This is a genomic window from Enterococcus sp. DIV1307a (assembly GCF_050537425.1).
GTDB lineage: Bacteria > Bacillota > Bacilli > Lactobacillales > Enterococcaceae > Enterococcus > Enterococcus faecalis.
In genome coordinates this window covers 1173575-1194456 of sequence record NZ_CP172914.1, presented here as the reverse complement: position 1 = coordinate 1194456, position 20882 = coordinate 1173575, and the positions used below count along the sequence as shown (strand labels likewise).

The 20882-nt window shown below is 37.8% G+C and carries 20 protein-coding genes; 8 read left to right on the top strand and 12 right to left on the bottom strand.

What is annotated here, in order from left to right:
- Window positions 1-47: 47 nt before the first annotated feature.
- Entirely contained in the window at window positions 48-1229 is a 1182-nt protein-coding gene (locus IGL90_RS05835; RefSeq protein WP_010712400.1) for a VanZ family protein, read from the bottom strand.
- 55 nt (window positions 1230-1284) lie between these two features.
- Between IGL90_RS05835 and IGL90_RS05830 the strand changes: the two genes are divergently transcribed.
- A complete protein-coding gene (locus IGL90_RS05830; protein WP_002382283.1) occupies window positions 1285-1683 on the top strand; it encodes a hypothetical protein in 399 nt (132 codons plus the stop codon).
- A 60-nt stretch (window positions 1684-1743) separates the two neighbouring features.
- Here the strand turns inward: IGL90_RS05830 and IGL90_RS05825 are convergent, their stop codons facing one another.
- The 5 genes from IGL90_RS05825 to IGL90_RS05805 all read right to left on the bottom strand — a co-directional run bounded on the left by IGL90_RS05825 (window position 1744) and on the right by IGL90_RS05805 (window position 6804).
- Window positions 1744-2082, bottom strand: a complete 339-nt coding sequence (locus IGL90_RS05825; protein WP_048737707.1) for a zinc ribbon domain-containing protein YjdM — start codon at window positions 2080-2082, stop codon at window positions 1744-1746.
- A 113-nt stretch (window positions 2083-2195) separates the two neighbouring features.
- Window positions 2196-3149 (bottom strand): DHH family phosphoesterase, encoded by a 954-nt coding sequence (locus tag IGL90_RS05820; RefSeq protein WP_002357742.1) that lies wholly within the window; start codon window positions 3147-3149, stop codon window positions 2196-2198.
- Window positions 3150-3162: 13 nt separating this feature from the next.
- Window positions 3163-4482 carry a DRTGG domain-containing protein gene (locus IGL90_RS05815; RefSeq protein ID WP_002357743.1) on the bottom strand — a complete coding sequence of 440 codons (1320 nt, stop codon included), beginning with the start codon at window positions 4480-4482 and terminating at the stop codon, window positions 3163-3165.
- Window positions 4483-4491: 9 nt separating this feature from the next.
- The gene (locus IGL90_RS05810) at window positions 4492-5166 is read right to left on the bottom strand and encodes a metal-dependent hydrolase (RefSeq protein ID WP_002410711.1); all 675 of its coding nucleotides are present in this window, start codon (window positions 5164-5166) and stop codon (window positions 4492-4494) included.
- A gap of 204 nt (window positions 5167-5370) precedes the next feature.
- On the bottom strand, window positions 5371-6804 hold the full coding sequence (locus IGL90_RS05805; protein WP_002357746.1) for an MFS transporter: 1434 nt from the start codon (window positions 6802-6804) through the stop codon (window positions 5371-5373).
- A 191-nt stretch (window positions 6805-6995) separates the two neighbouring features.
- Between IGL90_RS05805 and IGL90_RS05800 the strand changes: the two genes are divergently transcribed.
- From IGL90_RS05800 to IGL90_RS05780, 5 genes are all read left to right on the top strand, one after another.
- Entirely contained in the window at window positions 6996-7346 is a 351-nt protein-coding gene (locus tag IGL90_RS05800; RefSeq protein WP_002365589.1) for a helix-turn-helix domain-containing protein, read from the top strand.
- 334 nt (window positions 7347-7680) lie between these two features.
- Window positions 7681-8802, top strand: a complete 1122-nt coding sequence (locus IGL90_RS05795; protein WP_002357749.1) for a hypothetical protein — start codon at window positions 7681-7683, stop codon at window positions 8800-8802.
- A gap of 297 nt (window positions 8803-9099) precedes the next feature.
- Window positions 9100-9300 carry a cold-shock protein gene (locus tag IGL90_RS05790; protein ID WP_002357750.1) on the top strand — a complete coding sequence of 67 codons (201 nt, stop codon included), beginning with the start codon at window positions 9100-9102 and terminating at the stop codon, window positions 9298-9300.
- Between the two features lie 155 nt (window positions 9301-9455).
- On the top strand, window positions 9456-10661 hold the full coding sequence (locus tag IGL90_RS05785) for a YdcF family protein (RefSeq protein ID WP_002382277.1): 1206 nt from the start codon (window positions 9456-9458) through the stop codon (window positions 10659-10661).
- Between the two features lie 16 nt (window positions 10662-10677).
- A complete protein-coding gene (locus IGL90_RS05780) occupies window positions 10678-11730 on the top strand; it encodes an AI-2E family transporter (RefSeq protein WP_002357754.1) in 1053 nt (350 codons plus the stop codon).
- 20 nt (window positions 11731-11750) lie between these two features.
- Here the strand turns inward: IGL90_RS05780 and IGL90_RS05775 are convergent, their stop codons facing one another.
- Window positions 11751-14162 (bottom strand): hydroxymethylglutaryl-CoA reductase, degradative, encoded by a 2412-nt coding sequence (locus IGL90_RS05775; RefSeq protein ID WP_002397247.1) that lies wholly within the window; start codon window positions 14160-14162, stop codon window positions 11751-11753.
- Between the two features lie 185 nt (window positions 14163-14347).
- Here IGL90_RS05775 and IGL90_RS05770 point away from each other — a divergent pair, with 185 nt between their 5' ends.
- Window positions 14348-15499 carry a hydroxymethylglutaryl-CoA synthase gene (locus tag IGL90_RS05770; protein WP_002361740.1) on the top strand — a complete coding sequence of 384 codons (1152 nt, stop codon included), beginning with the start codon at window positions 14348-14350 and terminating at the stop codon, window positions 15497-15499.
- A 72-nt stretch (window positions 15500-15571) separates the two neighbouring features.
- On the opposite strand, the gene IGL90_RS05765 is transcribed toward IGL90_RS05770, so the two are convergent.
- The 5 genes from IGL90_RS05765 to IGL90_RS05745 form a co-directional block, all read right to left on the bottom strand.
- The gene (locus IGL90_RS05765; RefSeq protein WP_048737712.1) at window positions 15572-16354 is read right to left on the bottom strand and encodes a hypothetical protein; all 783 of its coding nucleotides are present in this window, start codon (window positions 16352-16354) and stop codon (window positions 15572-15574) included.
- A gap of 123 nt (window positions 16355-16477) precedes the next feature.
- Window positions 16478-17080 carry a dihydroxyacetone kinase subunit DhaL gene (gene dhaL / locus IGL90_RS05760; RefSeq protein WP_010707623.1) on the bottom strand — a complete coding sequence of 201 codons (603 nt, stop codon included), beginning with the start codon at window positions 17078-17080 and terminating at the stop codon, window positions 16478-16480.
- 12 nt (window positions 17081-17092) lie between these two features.
- Entirely contained in the window at window positions 17093-18076 is a 984-nt protein-coding gene (gene dhaK, locus IGL90_RS05755; protein WP_016627135.1) for a dihydroxyacetone kinase subunit DhaK, read from the bottom strand.
- Window positions 18077-18475, bottom strand: coding sequence for a dihydroxyacetone kinase phosphoryl donor subunit DhaM (gene dhaM, locus IGL90_RS05750; protein WP_002357762.1), 399 nt, complete (start codon window positions 18473-18475; stop codon window positions 18077-18079).
- 12 nt (window positions 18476-18487) lie between these two features.
- The gene (locus IGL90_RS05745) at window positions 18488-19627 is read right to left on the bottom strand and encodes a glycerol dehydrogenase (RefSeq protein WP_002363858.1); all 1140 of its coding nucleotides are present in this window, start codon (window positions 19625-19627) and stop codon (window positions 18488-18490) included.
- A gap of 160 nt (window positions 19628-19787) precedes the next feature.
- Between IGL90_RS05745 and IGL90_RS05740 the strand changes: the two genes are divergently transcribed.
- Entirely contained in the window at window positions 19788-20774 is a 987-nt protein-coding gene (locus IGL90_RS05740; protein ID WP_002382271.1) for a PocR ligand-binding domain-containing protein, read from the top strand.
- The last annotated feature ends 108 nt before the right edge of the window (window positions 20775-20882 follow it).

The following is a 20882-nucleotide window of genomic DNA, read 5'->3' as shown; positions in this document are numbered from 1 at the left end:
TCGTTAAATTCTTTATGCACTTTGGCATTATAACACAAAAACAACTTTTACTCACCTGCTGATTCCTTTGTTTTCGCAACTTCTAATGTACTGACTGTATAAGTGTGGCTGGCTTTTTCATAAAACAAACGCCGTTTTTTACGAATCAAGGTTAACAAAACGTTGATCAAAAATAGTAAATATAAAATTAAACAGAACAAATACAGAAGCAGTGACACCATTTGCAACATCCGATTAGAAGAATTCAATAAATCAGTGGCATTAGCTAGATAAATACTAATTAAACCATACACAAAATACAAATAACCATAGCGAACAAACAAGGCTTTTAAACGAATTTTTTCATGTCCTGTTTCAACCACCCGAATGCGAACAACTTTTTTACCTAACGTTTGACCATTTGTCAGTTTCATCATGATGATAAAGACCGCAAAAACCATGATAAAGAACCACATCCGATCTGAAAAAATCGGATAATTGGTTGCCCAATTTTTATAAGCTGGAATGAAATTTAGTCCAAAAACGAGCAGGCCTTGCACAAAGCCAATCACCAACCAATCAATCCCCCATGCAAAGAAACGTCTTAACAGGCTAACTGTCTGCCCTTTTTCATAAGAGGTGGCATCAATTTCTTCTCGTGTTGGCAATAAAAAGGTAAAGAGTGGCGTCAACCAATAACCGACCATGCCTCCGACGGTATTATTAATTAAATCATTGACATCCGCCAAGCGATACGAACGTGGATAAATAAAATAAAGGCCAGATAACTGTGTTAATTCAAAAAATAATGACAATAAAAAACTCGCAAGAACTGTTTTTAAAAATGAACATTTGAAATAATACCGTAAATACACACCAAAAGGTAAAACTAATAAAACATTAAACAGTGGTTCTAAAACGGCATGCTGTTTTAATGCTGGCAAATACGTACTAGGATCTTTGAGCGAAAAAACAGTTTCGTTTAAAATCCCTGAAATAAAATGAAAAGGCCGCAGTTCCATTGTCGGTCCTGTGTATTGAGCCACTTCTGCCCGAGATGGCAACGGTAAAATTACCAAGAAATAGGCACATAATAAATAAAAAACAAATGAATACAAAATCATTGCTCGTGTCCAAACAAATGAACCATATTTGCGGTATTCATAGATTAATAATGCCCCAGAAATAAAAAATGCTAGAAACGGGAAAATAATGATTGCCCATTTAATTGGTTCGCTATATACTGCCATAAAAATTCCTCCAAGATAAACAATTTCAAGTATAAATGCCTCAATAACACTATACTTGTTTCTAAAAAAATGTACCAACAATAAATTTTATTTTGCAAATCCTCTCCTTTGCAGTATCATTAAGAAAAAGGAGGACGTTCTCATGTTACAGCCATATTTTGCGTTTGGAGTGCCGCTATTTTTACTTGTGCTCTACTTACTCTTTGCACTGATTCACCGTCAAACAACGATTCATTATTTACGGTTTATTTTGTTACTTATTTCAACATTTCTCATGGTTTTTAGTTTCCAAGTATTGCAAGAATCATGGACCATCAACCCTGAAACGTTAAAAGATGCCGCTTATTCTCCGCAATGGTTATGGATTCCTTTAGGTATCGGGTTAATCCTCACACTTTACAACGCTTGGCACGGCCTTCGTACAATGATAAAATACAAGACCGATAAACATTAGTAAGAGTCTAGGACGATGGTTGTGTCCTAGACTCTTACTGTCTCATCATTCAAATGAAATTTAATTTTTCTTAACAAACTCTGATTTTAACTTCATTGGACCAAAGCCATCTACCTTACAATCGATGTTATGATCACCTTCCACTAAACGAATGTTTTTCACTTTTGTGCCTTGTTTAATTGCGCCACTGGCACCTTTAACTTTCAAATCTTTGATTACAGTAACACTGTCACCATCCACTAAAAGATTGCCATTTGAATCCTTAACTACTAAGCCTTCTTCTGCAACTTCTTCTGTTGGTGACCATTCATGACCGCATTCTGGACAAATAAATAATCCGCGATCTTCATAGGCATATGCCGACCCACATTCAGGGCAGTTTGGTAATTGCTCTGTCATTAACGTTCTCCTTTGTAAAAAATAATTCTTTTTCATTTTACCTTATTTTCTAGTGAATGAAAAGTAGTCCTAATGATTTATCAACGTCCGATAACTACTTTCTAATTACTTATTTATTTTTGCGCCCACTCTTGGCAAGCTGCTTGGATTTCTTGGTAAATCACTTCAATTTCAGCCGCATCACGTGCATTAGCGCCACTTGCCAAAGGATGGCCGCCGCCATGATGTTTTTTAGCAATTGTATTAATGATTGGCCCTTTGGAACGTAACCGAACGCGATAATAACCTTCCGGCTGTTCAACAAAGATTGCCCATGAGAGAACATCTTCAATTTTTCCTGGCATTGAAACAATGGCTGCCGTTTCAGAATCGACAATATCATAACTGTTTAAAATACTTTGTGGTAAAACGACACGAGCAGCGCCATTTGCGTCGATTTCTAAATTTTGATAAATATAACCCGCTAATTTAGCAACCTTTAAAGGCATTTGGTCTAACTCACGATTTAAGTCTGCGGCATTAAAGTTAAACGTACGCAATTGCGCAGCGACAGCGAGTGTATGCGCCGAAGTGGAAGGATAAAGAAAACGTCCTGTATCCCCCACAATCCCAGCATACAATAAACGAGCTGCATTATCTGTCATCGTTAATTCTGCTAAATGCTGTTGCCAAAAATCAACAATAATTTCACTACAACTACTTGCATTTGTATTCACCCAAACTAAATCTCCATAAGGTTCATCATTCGGATGATGATCGATTTTAATTAATTGATCGCCTAAAGAAAAACGCGCATCACTAATTCGTGGAGCATTTGCAGTATCTGTTACAATGACTAATGCACCTCGATAGACATCGTCAGTAATAACGTCCATTTCAGCTAAAAACTCTAAGCCTTCCACTGGTCCGCCTACTTGATAAATATTTTTTTCAGGAAAGCTCGCTCTTAAGAGTTCTGCTAACCCAACCTGTGAGCCAATTGCATCTGGATCCGGCCTTTGATGTCTATGAATAATAATTGTTTCATATTGTTTAATTGCTGCCATAATTTCTTTTACTACGTCCATTCTTTGTAGCCTCCTACGTTCTCTCCATCACTTGGCAAACAACAATTGCTTTTGCCACAATGACATTTTCTAAATAAACTTCAATATCTAATTTTGCAGAGCGACGACCAATTTCTAAAATCCGTGGACGAATGTCCAATTCACTTTCCAACTGGATTAGCCGCAAATAATGTAGATTCACTTGTTCAATTAGTACATTTCTTTTTTGATTCATCAACATTGTTCGTTGTGTCACGTTAGAAATAATTTCACTTAGGACACCGAACGAGATAGTACCAACACTGTTAACCATTTGGGGCGCAACCGAAAAACGAAAACGGGTTGTTTCTTTGCCATTTTCTTCAACAGGCATCACTTCCCCGGAAATTTGATCTGAAATTGTATCTGCAATTTGTGGTTGTCGTTGCACCAATTGCATAGCTTTCATCACATCTTGGCGAGAAACAATCCCAACAAGCGCTAAATCATCTTCCACCACCGGCATGACTTCTAGACCATCCCAAATCATTTGATGACTGACACTCGCTACACTCATCATCTTTTTCACAACATTGGGGTCCTTTGTCATGACTTTATCCACGGTTAAATGTTCACTTTTACCAATGACATCTTTGGCTGTGACAATCCCCACTAAACGTAATTTCTTATTTACTACTGGGAAACGAGAATGATGGGTACTTTCAGATAATGCCTGATAATCTGCAATCGTTTGAGTTGTCAACAAATAATTGGTTTTTTCAAGCGCTGTATAAATATCACTGACGAGTAAAATGTCTTTTTTAATCAGCTGATCACTTAAAGCACGGTTAATCATAGTAGCCACAGTAAATGTATCGTATGTGGTTCTCAAGACAGGCATACCCAGACGATCTGCTAACTGCGCAATCTCTTCAGATGTTTCAAATCCACCTGTAATTAAAACGGCTGCCCCATTTTCTAAAGCAAGCTTTTGCACGCCTTGGCGGTTACCAACAATCATTAAGGATCCGGGAGTAATATATCGCGTCATCGCGGTTTCTGTCATCGCACCAATTACAAATTTATTAAGGACTTTGTCTAGACCAGAGCTACCGCCTAACACATCCCCTTCAATAATCCGGACCACTTCACCAAATGTTAATTTTTCAATATGTTTTTTTAACTTCCGCTCAATTCGTATCGTACCAACACGTTGAATGGTGGAAACAAGCCCAATATTTTCTGCATCTTTGATGGCCCGATACGCTGTTCCTTCACTAACACTTAAACTTTTGGCAATGCTTCGAACAGAGATTCGATCGCCAATTGGTAATTCTTCAATATGTTTTAAAATTTGATCATGTTTCGTCGCCATAATTTCCTCCTAAACTAGGATCGTCTCTCCTGGGTTTAATACTTTCCCGCCAACTACTTGTTCTACGAATATTGCTGGATTTTGTTGGATAACAGGAAAGGTATTGTAATGAATTGGAATGGTTATTTTGGGATTTAAGTAAGAGACTGCTTGTAGCGCATCCTCTGGTCCCATCGTGTAATTATCGCCAATTGGTAAGAACGCTACATCAATGGATTGGTCTTTTGCAAAAAGGCGCATATCTGAAAACAACGCCGTATCACCAGCGTGATAAATTTTTTTATCTTCTGCTTCTAAAATAATCCCACTTGCTTCGCCCATGTAGGTCATTACGCCGTCTATTTCATAACCGGAACTATGCAAAGCTGGCACAAATTTAACCGAACCAAAAGGAAAGACATAACGCCCACCTAGATTCATTCCATGCGCTTTTACCCCTTGCGACTGTGCATACGTAGCCACTTCAGCTATCGCAATAATCGTTGCCTTGTTGGCTTGAGCAATTGCTAGCATATCGCCAATATGATCGCTGTGTCCGTGGGTGATTAAGATGTAATCAGGGTGTAAATCTTCAAGTGAAACGTCCGCTAAAGGGTTGCCATTAATAAAAGGATCAAATAAAAGGTTCGTGCCGTCGTTTAGACGAATTTCAATACATGAATGTCCATGTCCTATCAGTTCCATTTGTATTCCTCCTACGGTATTTTCTACACACTCTTATGATAATTAATCGTCAAATTCATTCTTAAAAGTAGTACAGTTTAGTACAGTTTACTTTCTTTATTGTAACAGAGAATTAGAAATATACAATCGCATTTGCTTATTTTCTTAGCTAGTAAAGAAACAGACGAGAAAAATCATGAATCTTTCTCGTCTGCTTCTTTTTACTTATTTGGTTGTTTTCCGAAAACGTAAAATCGTTAATATAAAGGCCGCCACACATAATAGAAAGGCGACAAAAAAGGTTTCACGCATTCCCACAATAAATATATCTGGGCGATTAGCCAGATACGTGGTTACTCGTTCACCATAGGCTTCGCTCATACCACGATATAAAATGGTCGTTGACAACGCAATCCCAATGACCATTCCTAAGTTTCTAGCAAAAGAATTCATACTTCCTGCTACACCTAAATCTTGCTTTTCAACACTGCTCATAACCATTGTATTGTTTGGAGACTGGAAAAGTGCATTTCCCAAGCCCATAATGGCTGTTGCAATCACATAATACCAGATAGGCGAATTCATATCTAAAAACATATACATTAACGACGTACAGCACAAGAGCAACAATCCGCCAAATGTTAAAATACCTGGGCCAATTTTATCCGTCAAATAGCCACTCAGAGGAGCCCCAACCACCATTAATAACGGAAATACCATCATTAATAGACCAGCATAACTAGCACTTAGTTTGCGTGCATCCTGCAAATAAAATGGAATGACAACATTTACAAAAAAGTTTGAGGCAAAAATTAAAACGGCGGACAATAAACTTAAAGTAAAAATTTTGTTTTTAAAAATTGCGAACTTAATAAGTGGGCTTTTTCTTTTTCGTTCAACCATTATAAATAATCCTAATGCGATTACTGCAATAATGAACAATAAATAGGATTGTAACGAGCCAAACCCGCTCTCTTGTCCGAGGAAAATCCCGCCGAAGAACGTCATAATCGCAATGGCAATACAAGCAAATCCTGAAAAATCGATTTTTTCTTTTGTTTTTGTAATATCTTTTGGTAGAAACTTTTCACCAATTAAAATTGTAACTAGCCCCACGGGAACATTAATCCAAAAAATATACGACCAAGAAAAGTTTGATAAGATCAATCCACCAATCCCAGGACCAGCAATCGCGCCTAAAGAGACAAAGGCACCTACTGCACCAAGCGCCCGCCCTCTTTCATTTAAAGGGAATACTTCCGTAATAATTCCTGAATTGGTCGCCATGGTCATGCTAGCACCAATACTTTGAACGACTCGCGCAAATAATAGAAAGCTCAGCGATTGATTAAAGCCACAAAGTAACGAACCAATCGTAAAAATAACCGTGCCAATTCGATAAACTTTTATTTTTCCAAAACTGTCGCCAATTTTTCCAAATAATAATAAACAAGCACAGACAACCATTAAATAAATAGATACGACCCATTCCGCTTGATTCATGGGTACGGACATTTCTTTTGAAATAGTCGGTAAAGCAATATTTACAATGCTGGAATCTAATGTAGACATGAAGGTAAACATAGCCACAGAAACTAAGATCCACCAACGATTTTTCTGCACTTCAGAATCCTCTTGGTAACTTTTAATTTTCTCCATTGATTCATCCCCTCTCGCTCCAAAACAGTTTACTTACTAATAATAACTCTATTTCTTCTTTTTTTCATCGGAAATTTTCTAAAAAATCACTCATGAGATGTTCACCTTCTTATTACACGCTCGCAATTGACAACCATTCGCTTTTACGCTAATTTAAAATTAGCAAACGGAAAACACAAGGAGGACTTGAAATGACCTTAATTTCTCGCATTAAACAATTAGCTCAGTCAAGGCAACTAACCCTCGCCCAATTAGAAAGAAACGTCGGCATTTCCAATGGACAAATTCGTCGTTGGGATACCTCTTCGCCTAAAGTAGAGAATCTTTTAAAAATAGCAGACTATTTTTCTGTCTCCTTGGACTATTTAATGGGCCGCACCCAACAAACAGAGATTAATCATCAGGCACCTATGACAAGCACACAAAAAGAGTTACATATTCACATTACTACGGAAGAGTTAACAGAAGAAGAAATTACTCAGTTAGAGGAAGAAGCAAATCGTTTCTTGCGGTTCCGTAAATTTGAAATGACAAATTCTTAAAGAACGTTCACTTCTCCTAGTCATTGATAGCAAAAACTAGAACCTAAACAAAAAAACCACCACGACCGTCGTCTGTGGTGGAAATGAAGGTTGTTATTTACTCTTGGTAGGAGTAAGTATGAAAAAACCAATTCGGGATAATTGGCATAACGTAAGTATAGTGGTTTGTGCCTTTTTTATCATGAGTTTCAGCTATATTTTTTATAAAACTTTTATTAGAACACCATTAACAGTCCTTTATTTAGATTATTTAAAGCGTTTTCTTTTATTGAACATATTGTTTTAAACATTCGATTTCCTGTGCTACACTTACTTTTAGAAGGGGGATTTTATTATGGCAAATCAAAAAAAAGATAGCTTATCAACATTATTTTCTGAAGAAGTTCATGGACCGTTTGTTACTTTCTTGTTTAACACCCATGTCGCTCATCAAAACGTAGAAAAAGATTCGCTTGTTTTGAAAAATTTTGCAAAAGCGGCAAAAACACGCTTTGAAAAAAAATTTCCTGAGGAAAAATGGGCTGTTTTCCAAGAAAAAATTGACGCACTTCTAGCTGATGCTTCCTTCTGGCGCAACGGCACAGCAAGTGTTTCAATCATCTTATCTCCAGAAAACACCTTTGTTCAACGATTAGATGTGCCCGTTGACGATCAATATTACGTGGACACGATCCCTTATTTACTTGGACTAGTCAAAGACAAACAATTTAACTACCATTATTACCTACTTGCTCTAAATCGCGATTCAATGAAACTTTACAAAGTCGATCATACGACTGTGACTCCTGTTGAATTGCCTAAAGACGCGCCAACAGACGTGGTCACAGCTTTAGGTGATGAATTAACGGGTGGTAATTTAAACTTTTCAACTCAAGGTAGTTCTAACGGTTCTAAAGAAGGTGTCGCTTATCATAGCATCAATACTAAAGATAAAGAAGTTGAAATTGATTGGGTGAACTACTATCAAGCAGTCGATACTTTCTTAAAAGATCAACTGGATAATCCTGAAAAATTACCGCTTTATCTTTATGCTTTACCAGAAAACCAAACACTCTTTAAAAAGATTGCTAAAAATCCTTATTATGATTGCTCAATTTCAGTTGCTGCTTCACCTGCACAAGCAACCATTCAAGATATCCGCAGCGCTAGTGAAAAAATAGCTGCAGAGTTAACAGAAAAAGAAACAGCTTCTTATAACAAATTACTAGATCGTAAATTCTTAGATCAATTTACAGATATTTCGCCAGCGGCAGCTGACGGCAAAATTTCCCATCTTTTTATTGCAACGTCACTCTTTGTTACTGAAAACAATGAAATGTCATCTGAAGAGTACGATCGCCGCAAACTTTTAAACACCATTGCTTACCAAGTCATTCAAAACGGCGGTCAAGTTTTTGTTTTAGACCAAAAAGCTGCACCAGATGAAAAGTCTTTAGCGGCTATCCTCCGTTATTAAAAACAGGCAAAAAGCCCATTGTAAGAAAGCGCCTTACAATGGGCTTTTTTTCTGAGACTTATTGAAACAGCACTATAACAGCCTTATCTTCACTTTCTAGTTTTTAAAAAACATCCGATAAAAAAGAAAATAAGGTTATCGCTATACAAAAACCAGTTAGTATGCTATAGTAATAGATGTAGTTTTTGTTCGGTAATATGGGTAGCTGTTTCAAATAAACATCTTCCACATTTTTCACCTTTCAAGTAATTGCAAAATATGAATGTGTTATAACACACATCTAGGAGGATATTTATTATGGAAACAGGTACAGTAAAATGGTTTAACTCAGACAAAGGCTTTGGCTTCATCACTGCAGAAAACGGAAACGATGTATTCGTACATTTCTCAGCTATCCAAGGTGACGGCTTCAAAACTTTAGAAGAAGGTCAAGCAGTAACTTTCGAAATCGAAGAAGGTCAACGTGGCCCTCAAGCAACTAACGTTACTAAAGCTTAATTAAACAATACTGACTCAAAAACCTGACGTTAATCGTCAGGTTTTTTTTATAAAAAAAAGAACAAGAAAACTTTCTGAAACTAAGTGCTTCCTCTATTTTTTTTGAAGAGTTTTCGTTATACTGAAGAGGAAAAATGTTTTAAAGGAGTTTATTTATGCAATTTTATGGTGATTTAACCTTTTTAGGTGTTTATTTATTGGGTCTCTTTTTCATTCCCTCGTGGCGGAAAAAGAAAAAAGAACACGATTGGTTGCCGTGGATGTTTGGCTGGACTGTCTTTATGTTCTTCTCATATGTTTTATATTTAGAAATCATTCGTGGCACAGCCTTCTTTTTAATTCCCATTGCTTTTTTTGGCTTGTTTGCGCTCTTCTACTTCAAAGAAAAAAGGCGTTTACTGAATGGAACATTATTTAATATTTTTCTTGTGGTTCTAGCGACTTATTTAGGGATTACTGCGATTCGTACAAACAACTACTTTCTAATCACCTTAGCAATTATTGCCCTGCTGGCAATTTTTATCGCTTTGGCTTTAGGACTCTATGCCTTAATTATTTTCCTCTATTGGAATGCGGTCGTTGTTATGAGAAAAGAAGGTCGGTCTCTAGGGAACTTGTTGACGTTGTTGCTGGCAATTGGCTTAACATTACTATTAATTTATAATTTCTTTTTTCAATCGTTGTTACCAACGTGGCTCTCCTTACCATTAACTATTGCGCCATTTATTTTGACTTATTTCGCGTTTGTTTTTTATAATTTTTTAACTGTTTCTACGTTGTATCAATTTAATCAGCCAAAATATACACAGGATTATATTGTTGTGTTAGGTTCGGGGTTAATCAATGGTGAGATTGTGCCGCCGTTATTGCAAGCCCGCATCAACAAAGCCATTCAATTTTACAAGGCTCAAAATCGCGCAACGTTAAACCCACCAAAAATCGTCATGTCTGGTGGCCAAGGCCCTGATGAATTACTTCCTGAAAGTGTCGCGATGAAAATGTATGCTTTGACACAAGGTATTCCTGATGATGATATTTTAGTAGAAGCTCATTCAAAAAACACACTAGAAAATATGCGTTTTTCCAAAGAAACAATGATTGAGGATTTTGGAAATGCTAATTTCCAAGCCATTTTTACTACAAACAATTATCACCTTTTCCGAGCGGGTCTTTTCGCTCGAATGGCTGGCTTAAAAGCTGATGGCATTGGTGCAAAAACCGCTTTTTATTTTTTACCTAACGCGTTTATTCGAGAGTTCATCGCCATTGTAGTGATGTACAAACGCCGCCATATTATTGTTTGCGGCCTAGCTGCCATCGGTATGGTTATGTTATTCTTAACAGGATTGATTATTCAGTAAAGAAGGAGTTTCCCCTATGAGTTTGTATCAAAAATTTATTCAAAATGAACGTTTGCGACGTTTTTGCGTCCTTGCTTTGATTATTTTTGTGCTTTATTTATCCAGAAGTATGATTACAACAATTCTTTTAACATTTATCTTTACCTATTTAGCTGTTCGTTTGGTCCATTTTGTTCAACGCTATATGAAAATCCCGACGATTGTCATCGTTCTCTTAACCTATGCATTGGTTGTTTTTCTAATCTATTTAGCGATTACTAAATATGTTCCCGTTCTAGTTAACCAAACGACTCAAATGATTAATTCTGTAGTTGATTTTTATCAAAGTCCACATACAGATACAAATCAAGTATTGCAATTTATTGATCAATACTTGGAAAAATCTAACTTACTCTCTCAACTCCAGAATGGTGCTTCAATGATTTTACGCTACATTCAAGATATTGGCGCTGTCGGCTTATCATTTGTCATGTCCTTTATTTTAAGTTTCTTCTTTATGATTGAGAAGAAGCAAATGGCTGATTTTTCTAAGTTATTTTTAAAAAGTGATTTTGATTGGTTTTTTCAGGATATCTATTATTTTGCCAACAAGTTCGTCAACACATTTGGTGTCGTAATGGAAGCTCAGTTTTTCATTGCTGTGGTGAATACAGTCATTACTACCTTGGCCTTGGCGATAATCGGCTTTACTCAGTTACCTAGTTTAGCCATTATGATCTTCATTTTGAGCTTAGTCCCAGTTGCTGGTGTGATTATTTCCTGCATTCCGCTAAGTTTCATCGCTTATTCCCAAGGTGGCTTGAACGATGTGATTTATATCTTAGCTTTAATTACAATCGTTCATTTATTTGAATCTTACGTGCTAAATCCTAAATTCATGTCTAGTAAAACAGAGTTACCAATCTTTTATACGTTTGTCATTTTATTAGTTAGTGAGCGTCTCTTTGGTGTATGGGGACTTATTGTAGGAATCCCTGTGTTCACTTTCTTCTTAGATGTCTTAAAAGTAAAACCAATTCGTGGCCTGAAACGTCTACCTAATGTGAAAAAAAATAGTTCAGCAGAATAATTTCTGCTGAACTATTTTTTTTATTGTTTTCTTAAATCATTTAAAATAGCCATGGCTCGGTCTTGGTTCATCGTTTTTTGACGTTTTAATTGTTGAGCGACTGCCTCAACTTCTTTACCAGTAGCTCCGACCGTCATCGCTAAAGAACGTGCTTGTAGAGCCATGTGTCCTTTTTGAATTCCTTCAGAGACTAAGGCCCGTAACGCCGCTAAATTTTGTGCCAAACCAACAGCCGCTACTACTCGACTTAGTTCTTTTGCATCCGTCACTGCTAACAAATCAGCGGCTGCTTGAGATTTAGGTAAGACTTTTGTGGCACCGCCAACCGTGGCTAAAGCAAGCGGAACTGAAATTTCACCAATTAGTTGTTCGCCATCCAGCGTCCAACTAGTCAAACCTTGGTAGCGACCTTCCTTCACCGCAAAAGCATGACAAGAAGCGCTAACAGCGCGTGTATCATTTCCTGTAGCTAAAACTACAGCTTCAATGCCATTCATGATCCCTTTGTTATGCGTGACTGCCCGATAAGGATCTAATGAAGCATAGCGTGAAGCTAAAACAATTTTTTCAGCAATTTCCCGGCCATTGCTCCCCTTACTTAAACGTGAAACTGGAATAGCCGTTTTCATCGTAACAACCGACTCCGTGGCATAATTACTTAAAATACTGAATAAAATCTTTTGCTCCGCAAACCATTCACGGAACAACTCGGCCACACCTTCCAACATAGCGTTAACGATATTTGCCCCCATTGCATCCTTAACATCTACTAAAAAGTCGACAGATACAAATGATTCATCAAAAGCACGATATTGCAAATCTCTTAAGCCGCCGCCGCGTTTAACGATAGATGGATAACTTAACTCTGCTTGTTGAAAAATTTCCGTTTCTCTTACTTGTAGTTCATCAATCAATGACTCGGCGTCTGCAACATCGTAAAAAACGATTTGTCCACGCATTAAACGTTGTTGATTCACTGTTTTAAATCCTTGTGCTATTTTTGCACCATTACTCAAAGCCGCAATCACTGAGGGCTCTTCTGTCGCCATTGGTACCAAATAATCAGTTTCGTCCACTGTTAAATGTAAGCCAACGCCCATCGGCACTTCTGTTTCACTGATTTGATTTTCAATCATATGATTGGCAATCTGCGAAGATAAAGCCGTATTTTCAAATTCTTTTTTTGTATCAGCAGAAATCTGGCCTTCATTAAGAAGAGAAGCCAGGCGTTCCTCAGGACTCATTTGATAAAATCGGCTGTTTTTTTTTTGCTGAGGTCTCTCTAGTAGCATAGCGAGTCCTAAGCCACCGCCGATACATAAAGAAGCCACTCCATATTTCTTTTCTTTTTGATTTAATTGATAACTTAAACTCGTTAATAAACGAGCACCTGTGGCACCAATCGCATGACCTAATGAAATACCGCCACCATAAATGTTGACCTTTTCCTCTGGTAAAGCCAGTTCTCTTTGGACCACGATTGAAGTTGCTGCAAATGCTTCGTTGATTTCATACAGATCAATTTCTTCCGTAGTAAGTTGATTGCGCGCTAACAGTTTTTGAATGGCTTTAATCGGCGAAATTCCCATATAGGCTGGATCAATACCGACTTCCACACTGTCTCGAATAATAGCTAAATAAGGAAGACCGTGTGCTTCGGCATATTCTTGTGAAGCAATAATCAAAGCAGAAGCCCCATCATTAATGGTTGATGCATTCCCTGCTGTTACAGTACCGTCTTCTTTAAAAACTGTTTTAAGCGTTCCTAGCTTCTCAACGCTCGAATTAGGGCGAATCCCTTCATCTTTCTCCACAAGCGTTCCTGATACTTCTAATGGGGCTATTTCGTCAGCGAATATCCCTTCTGCTTGTGCTTGAGCTGCTTTTAATTGTGAATGTACAGAAAATTGATCTTGCTCTTCTCTAGTTACATGATACTTTTCGGCCACATTTTCAGCAGTTAAGCCCATTGCTTGACCACTAAAGGCATCCGTTAACCCATCGTACATCATACTAGAAAAAGGCGCATCATAGCTTTCTGTTTCGTAATTAAAACGTTGTAATTTAGGTGCTTGGGACATATTCTCAATCCCGCCAGCAATTAAAACTTCCGCTTCTCCTAATTGAATCAATTGTTTCGCCAAAATAACGGCCTTCATTCCTGATCCGCAGACCTCATTAACCGTCATTGCGGGAATTTCATGAGACAAACCGCTGTTTATTGCTATTTGTCGTGCGGGATTTTGGCCATTTCCAGCTTGTAAAACATTTCCAAAGATTACTTGATCAATTTCTTCAGAAATAGTGGAATGTCTTTTTAAAAGTTGTGTTGTAACATGTGTTCCTAAGTCTACGGCACTTACTTGACTTAAGCTGCCTTTATATTTTCCAATTGGTGTTCGTAATGCATCAATAATAACTACTGTTTTCAACTAAATGCACCTCCATCTTGAAATATATCATAAAATCCCAGAATCACAAGTGCCAATTACTGAATGTTAACAGACTTATAAGATATTTTTTAATAATCTATGAAGTTAATACAAAAATTCCCCATTTTGGTTCATTTCGTGCTATTTTATATAATGAATCTATTTATCGTAAAGGAGTTAAAGAAATGACAATTGGGATTGATAAAATTAGTTTTTTTGTGCCCCCTTATTATATTGATATGACGGCACTGGCTGAAGCCAGAAATGTAGACCCTGGAAAATTTCATATTGGTATTGGGCAAGACCAAATGGCGGTGAACCCAATCAGCCAAGATATTGTGACATTTGCAGCCAATGCCGCAGAAGCGATCTTGACCAAAGAAGATAAAGAGGCCATTGATATGGTGATTGTCGGGACTGAGTCCAGTATCGATGAGTCAAAAGCGGCCGCAGTTGTCTTACATCGTTTAATGGGGATTCAACCTTTCGCTCGCTCTTTCGAAATCAAGGAAGCTTGTTACGGAGCAACAGCAGGCTTACAGTTAGCTAAGAATCACGTAGCCTTACATCCAGATAAAAAAGTCTTGGTTGTAGCAGCAGATATTGCAAAATATGGCTTAAATTCTGGCGGTGAGCCTACACAAGGAGCTGGGGCGGTTGCAATGTTAGTTGCTAGTGAACCGCGCATCTTGGCTTTAAAAGAGGATAATGTGATGCTGACGCAAGATATCTATGACTTTTGGCGTCCAACAGGCCATCCGTATCCTATGGTCGATGGTCCTTTGTCAAACGAAACCTACATCCAATCTTTTGCCCAAGTCTGGGATGAACATAAAAAAAGAACCGGTCTTGATTTTGCAGATTATGATGCTTTAGCGTTCCATATTCCTTACACAAAAATGGGCAAAAAAGCCTTATTAGCAAAAATCTCCGACCAAACTGAAGCAGAACAGGAACGAATTTTAGCCCGTTATGAAGAAAGCATCGTCTATAGTCGTCGCGTAGGAAACTTGTATACGGGTTCACTTTATCTGGGACTCATTTCCCTTTTAGAAAATGCAACGACTTTAACCGCAGGCAATCAAATTGGGTTATTCAGTTATGGTTCTGGTGCTGTCGCTGAATTTTTCACTGGTGAATTAGTAGCTGGTTATCAAAATCATTTACAAAAAGAAACTCATTTAGCACTCCTGGATAATCGGACAGAACTTTCTATCGCTGAATATGAAGCCATGTTTGCAGAAACTTTAGACACAGACATTGATCAAACGTTAGAAGATGAATTAAAATATAGTATTTCTGCTATTAATAATACCGTTCGTTCTTATCGAAACTAAGTATTTAAATCCCCCGATTCAATCAACAAAAGAGCTAGACATTCAAGCAAAAACTTGAATGTCTAGCTCTTTTTATGAAAGCCAAACTTCTTTGACCCCGTCTGTCACGGCGATACCATCTGTCAAAGCTAAACGTTGTGAATAAGAAACGTAGCCATAATAAACATCAACACCGCCGCCATTGTTCCAAGTAACAGTGATTTTAACATTTGGAGTAATCGATTTTGTAGCTGGTTGGGTCGTCGGGCGATAACTAGTCGTATCATAACTTAAAATAGTGCCCGAAGCTCCACTTATTTCGGCTTTTCCTGTGTAAATTTCGCCATTCGTATTCGTCTGCGTGACCGCTCCATTCGCTTCAATGATTAACCCCGCTTGCTTTTGATCTCCTCGTGGATAATAAAAAAGATACGTGGTTGCCCATTTAGCAAATTCATCTGGAATTGGTTTAAGTGATTCCGTTGGTGCCGGACTCGACTTCGTTTGCTTTTCAACCGCGACTTCTTCTTGTCTTTTTAAGCCTTCATTATTTTGATTATTTAGTTTCTCAACCGTTTCTTTAACGATCGAATAGTGTGGTTTCCCTAAATCGCTAACAGGGATCGTAGCTAATTTTTCTTCTGATTCTTTATATTGCCCCTCTGCCGTTAACTTTTTAGCTTCTGTAATAATGGCATCATACTTGGTTTGGTCTGCAGAAGAGGATGTGCTTTGTCCCGTAGCTTCGACTTGTTTTGTGACACTGGTTTTTTCCGTGGTCACGTCTGACGAACTTCCACAAGCACTTACAAACATTGAGCTAACGATTAATAAACATCCCACAATCACATGCTTTTTCATCTTTAAATCCCCCATTTGTTTATCTTTGTTATTTTTTGTTACTTAAATTATCCCATAGATGAACAAAAGAAACCATTATTTATAAAAAAGTTTAGCAAGCGCTTCAAGAGAGGCACTTGCTAAACTTTTTTCTCACTGTTATTGATTGATTACTTTGACTAGTTCTTCAAATAATAATGCACTAGATGCTGCTCCTGGATCAATATGACCAATTGCTCGTTCCCCTAAATAAGAGGCACGTCCTTTTTTCGCCACCCAATCTTTTGTTGCTTCAGCAAATTGTTCAATTTTTTCTTCATTAAATTGTTCCGTTCCAATTACTTCAGCAACAGGTGCCCAGACATCAACCATCGTTTTATCTCCTGGTTCAGCTTTGCCGCGCATCTGAATCCCAGCTAGACCTTGCTGAACAATTTCTTTTAATTGCTCTGGCGAACTGATGGTTTCCAAATCTTTTGTCGCTTTAGTCATATTCATAAACGCAGTACCATATAAAGGACCGGAAGCTCCGCCAACTTTTGAAATCAAAGCCATGGATAGGACTTTAAATGTCTCCGTGATTGTTGTTGGTACTTTTTTGTCAAACGCAATTTTGTATTCAGCCATACCACGAGCCATGTTGTTACCGTGATCCCCATCACCAATCGGCGTGTCTAATTCACTTAAATAGTCTTTTTTTTCTTCGATAACTTTTGAATAATTGTCTAACCATGTTTGAATGTCTTTTACTGTTAAGTCCATCTTTTATCACCCTTACCAAGAAATTGTTGTTACATTGCTTTCTAGCGCTGTTTGCCAGTCTTTTGTCGCCAAGTCAATCATCGTTAAAGATAATCCTTGCATGTCAATAGACGTCATATAGTTACCCACTTTATGGAAGGTCACTTGAACACCTTTATCTTCTAATAATGTTAGCACGTCGTTCATAAATACAAATTGTTCCATTAATGGCGTGCCGCCCATGCCATTGACAAGTACCCCCACTGTTTGTGGTTGTTGTTCATAGCTACTTAATATTTTTTCAACTAATTCTTTCGCTAACTCTTTCGATGGTTGGATTTTTTCACGACGATAGCCTGGTTCTCCGTGAATCCCTACGCCAAATTCAATTTCATCTTCTGGTAAAGTAAAACCTGGTTTGCCAACTTCAGGCACAGTGGCTGCTTTTAAAGCCACTCCAATTGTTTTCGTGGCTGCTACAATCTTTTCTCCTAAAGAAACGAGCTCTTCTAAAGAAGCACCTTGGCGGGCATGATGTCCTAAAATTTTATGGACAAGAACAGTCCCGGCAACGCCGCGTTTCCCAGCGGTATAGGTGCTATCTTCGACAGCAATATCGTCATCGACAACGACCATTTCTACATGGATGTCTTCCATATCAGCCATATCTTTGGCCATTTCAAAGTTCAAAATATCGCCTGTATAATTTTTTACGATTAACAGAACACCGGCCCCTTGGTCTGCCGCTTGGATCCCTGTTAAAATTTGATCTGGTGTTGGTGAAGTAAAGACATCACCTAAAACTGCGGCATTTAACATTCCATCACCAACAAACCCAGCATGTGCAGGCTCATGACCACTTCCACCACCAGATACTAACCCAACTTGTTTGTTTGAGTCGTTGCGAGCAATCACGCGAGAATCTTCGACTTGATGAACAAGGTTTCCATAGCTTTTCACAATTCCTTGGAGCATTTCTTCGACAATTTTACCAGGTTCATTAATAATTTTTTTCATTTAGTTCCACCCTTTCTTACCAGCATTTTGAGCTTCTGCTAAAATTTGCGTCAAATCATCTGAGACACCTGCAGTAATTGCTGCCGCAAAGGCACCTTCAACCAATGGTGCATCGACTAAATGATAATGTTTCTGTTGGTCTTCTTCTAGCATATCAAAAGCTAATTCTGAACTTAAAACGGCACTGCCTAAATCGGCAAAAATTAAAAATTCTCGGTCAGAGTCCGCTTCGTTAATCGTGTCAATGATTTTCATTGGATCTGAACCTAATGAACCATCTGATGTGCCACCAAGTGAATGAATCGTAATTTCTTCACTGGCATTCATCTGTTCAATCATCTCTTTAATACCATCTGTAATCATTTTGCTATGTGAAACGAGTAAAATATCTGCTTTCATGTGGACACTTCCTTAATCTAATTTATGTCTTGTTTTATATTCTTGTCCGACTTTATCTGCAACAATGATTGCATTCGCTACTTCTTCAACGACAATTGGGAATGGCATTGAATGAATTGATTCTTCTGGAATGCAAGCAATTTTGGCTACTTCCAACGCTTCTTCATAAGTGATTTCATCGACACCAATGTCTGAAAGCGTTAATGGTAAACCTACAGAAGCGCTAAAGTCTAAAACAGCTTCTAATTCGTCTTTTGCTGCATCTTCTAATACAAGTTGTGCAATCGTTGCAAAGGCTACTTTTTCACCATGTAAATAACTGTGCGCACCAGGTAAGACTGTCATACCGTTATGAATCGCATGCGCTGCAGCTAAACCACCACTTTCAAAACCTAAGCCTGAAAGTAAGATATTTGTTTCGATAATCTTATTCAATGATTCAGTAACCACGTTTGCATCACAAGCTAATTTCGCTTTTAACCCATCTTCCTGTAGGTTTTCCCAGCAAAGTTTTGCCATGGCCAAAGCTGCATATGTGCCGCTAGCAGCAGGCGTTAAGCCTTCTCTTGAACCCATTGGCAAACTAGCATTAACCCGAGAATATGAATTGTGTGTTGCGCGTGCTTCAAAATATGTGGATAAGGCATCCCCCATTCCAGCAACTAAAAATCTAGTTGGCGCTTTGGCAACCACTTTTGTATCAACCATCACGACGCTTGGACTTTGTTTAAAGTAAGCATAATCATCAAATGAGCCATCTTCATGATATAGTACAGCTGAATGCGAAGTTGGTGCATCTTGAGCCGCAATCGTTGGTACAATAATTAAGTTTTCACCTTCTGCTACGACTTTTGAAGCATCGATTGCTTTACCGCCACCTAAACCAATGATACAGTCTGCTTGTTCTTTTTGTCCAACGTTTTGCAATCGCTTTGTTTCTTCACGCGTTACTTCTCCACTAAAGCCACCCTCTACGAAGGTAATGTCAAACTTTTTCGCTGTTTCTTCCAATTGTGGACGTACACGATCAACGTCAGCAGGATTTGCAATTAGTAACGCTTTTTTTCCAAAAGTTGAAACGAAGTAACCTAAGTTTAGTAATTCATCTTCCCCTTGAACATATTTCGTTGGTAAAATCAATGCTTTTCTCATGTTGATAGCCTCCTATATTTTGTTTACATACATAGTATAAAACGCTTTCATCAAAAAAGCATTGAACTTTTGGTATCGTTTTCTTGCAAAAAATGATAGAATTATTTTGTGAAATAATAAAATATTATGATTTTTAAACTTTAGATTGAAGGATTGCCTTATGACTGTAGAATTAAAAAATATTTTAGATTTAGAAAAGTGGGAAAAATTGCAAGAATCATTGGCCTTAAGCACTCGTTTAGCCATTATTTTAGTCGATTATAAAGGTCGTCCTGTGACGAAACATAGTCAAGTTCAACCCTTTTGCCAACTGGTACGTCACTCCCCTGAGCTCTCGAAACTTTGTGAAAAATGTGATGCTCGTGGTGGCTTGGAAGCTGTTCGCACTGGTCAGCCTTTTATCTACCGTTGTCACTTTAACATCGTTGATATGGCCATCCCCATTATTGTTGATGACCAGTATGTAGGAGCCATTATGGCTGGTGAAGTTTTGCTCGAAGATCACCAAGAAGAGTTAGAACAGGTTTTAACCATGAATGATGCCTTCATTCAAGAATTTTTAGTAACACACCAAGAGCTGTATCAACAATACCCTGTTTTAGAACTAGCAGACTTAGAAAAGAGCGCGACATTAATCGCTGATCTAAGCCAATATATTATTTCTGAAGCCATCAAAAAAGATTATTTAATCAATACGTACAAACAATCCTTACAGATTAGTTCGCGAAAAGAAGAGCTGGAGCCATTGAATATGATCCAAAAAGATATTCAACAAACTTTATTAACTGCTCAATTAACTCCTTCAAGTGCCTATCAAACTAAAAATAAGCAATTACAACCGGTTTTAGATGCCCTTTGGGAAAACAAATCGCTGCGTTTAAATTTACAAGAACTGGCAGACCTTGTTCATTTGACGCCGACGTATTTAAGTCGTTTATTAAAAGAGGAGTTTGGTATTCCCTTTAGTCAATTTTATCGACAATTAAAAATCACATGGGCTAAACAGCTTCTTTTGGAGACAGATAAAACGATCGCCCAAATCAGTGAAGATTTAGGGTTTGTTGAAGATAGCTATTTTGTCCGGATCTTTAAACAAGAAACGGGTGAAACACCCCTTAAATACCGTAAAAGAAAGAACAGAGCATAAAAAAACAACGACTCCTAGAAGTCGTTGTTTTTTTACACCTTTTGCTCTTGCTGTGGCTAATGCAACAAGTGCAAAAGGCGCATTATATCTGTCGTGCGACAAAGTGAT

Excerpts from the sequence above, each read along its gene's own strand:
- dhaM (WP_002357762.1), bottom strand. The coding sequence starts at position 18,475 with ATGAAAGCAGATATTTTACTCGTTTCACATAGCAAAATGATTACAGAT.
- IGL90_RS05805 (WP_002357746.1), bottom strand. The coding sequence starts at position 6,804 with ATGGAGAAAATTAAAAGTTACCAAGAGGATTCTGAAGTGCAGAAAAAT.
- IGL90_RS05820 (WP_002357742.1), bottom strand. The coding sequence starts at position 3,149 with ATGGACGTAGTAAAAGAAATTATGGCAGCAATTAAACAATATGAAACA.
- IGL90_RS05810 (WP_002410711.1), bottom strand. The coding sequence starts at position 5,166 with ATGGAACTGATAGGACATGGACATTCATGTATTGAAATTCGTCTAAAC.
- IGL90_RS05815 (WP_002357743.1), bottom strand. The coding sequence starts at position 4,482 with ATGGCGACGAAACATGATCAAATTTTAAAACATATTGAAGAATTACCA.
- IGL90_RS05795 (WP_002357749.1), top strand. The coding sequence starts at position 7,681 with ATGGCAAATCAAAAAAAAGATAGCTTATCAACATTATTTTCTGAAGAA.
- IGL90_RS05800 (WP_002365589.1), top strand. The coding sequence starts at position 6,996 with ATGACCTTAATTTCTCGCATTAAACAATTAGCTCAGTCAAGGCAACTA.
- dhaL (WP_010707623.1), bottom strand. The coding sequence starts at position 17,080 with ATGGACTTAACAGTAAAAGACATTCAAACATGGTTAGACAATTATTCA.
- IGL90_RS05835 (WP_010712400.1), bottom strand. The coding sequence starts at position 1,229 with ATGGCAGTATATAGCGAACCAATTAAATGGGCAATCATTATTTTCCCG.
- IGL90_RS05745 (WP_002363858.1), bottom strand. The coding sequence starts at position 19,627 with ATGAGAAAAGCATTGATTTTACCAACGAAATATGTTCAAGGGGAAGAT.
- IGL90_RS05790 (WP_002357750.1), top strand. The coding sequence starts at position 9,100 with ATGGAAACAGGTACAGTAAAATGGTTTAACTCAGACAAAGGCTTTGGC.
- dhaK (WP_016627135.1), bottom strand. The coding sequence starts at position 18,076 with ATGAAAAAAATTATTAATGAACCTGGTAAAATTGTCGAAGAAATGCTC.
- IGL90_RS05785 (WP_002382277.1), top strand. The coding sequence starts at position 9,456 with ATGCAATTTTATGGTGATTTAACCTTTTTAGGTGTTTATTTATTGGGT.
- IGL90_RS05740 (WP_002382271.1), top strand. The coding sequence starts at position 19,788 with ATGACTGTAGAATTAAAAAATATTTTAGATTTAGAAAAGTGGGAAAAA.
- IGL90_RS05780 (WP_002357754.1), top strand. The coding sequence starts at position 10,678 with ATGAGTTTGTATCAAAAATTTATTCAAAATGAACGTTTGCGACGTTTT.
- IGL90_RS05770 (WP_002361740.1), top strand. The coding sequence starts at position 14,348 with ATGACAATTGGGATTGATAAAATTAGTTTTTTTGTGCCCCCTTATTAT.
- IGL90_RS05825 (WP_048737707.1), bottom strand. The coding sequence starts at position 2,082 with ATGACAGAGCAATTACCAAACTGCCCTGAATGTGGGTCGGCATATGCC.
- IGL90_RS05765 (WP_048737712.1), bottom strand. The coding sequence starts at position 16,354 with ATGGGGGATTTAAAGATGAAAAAGCATGTGATTGTGGGATGTTTATTA.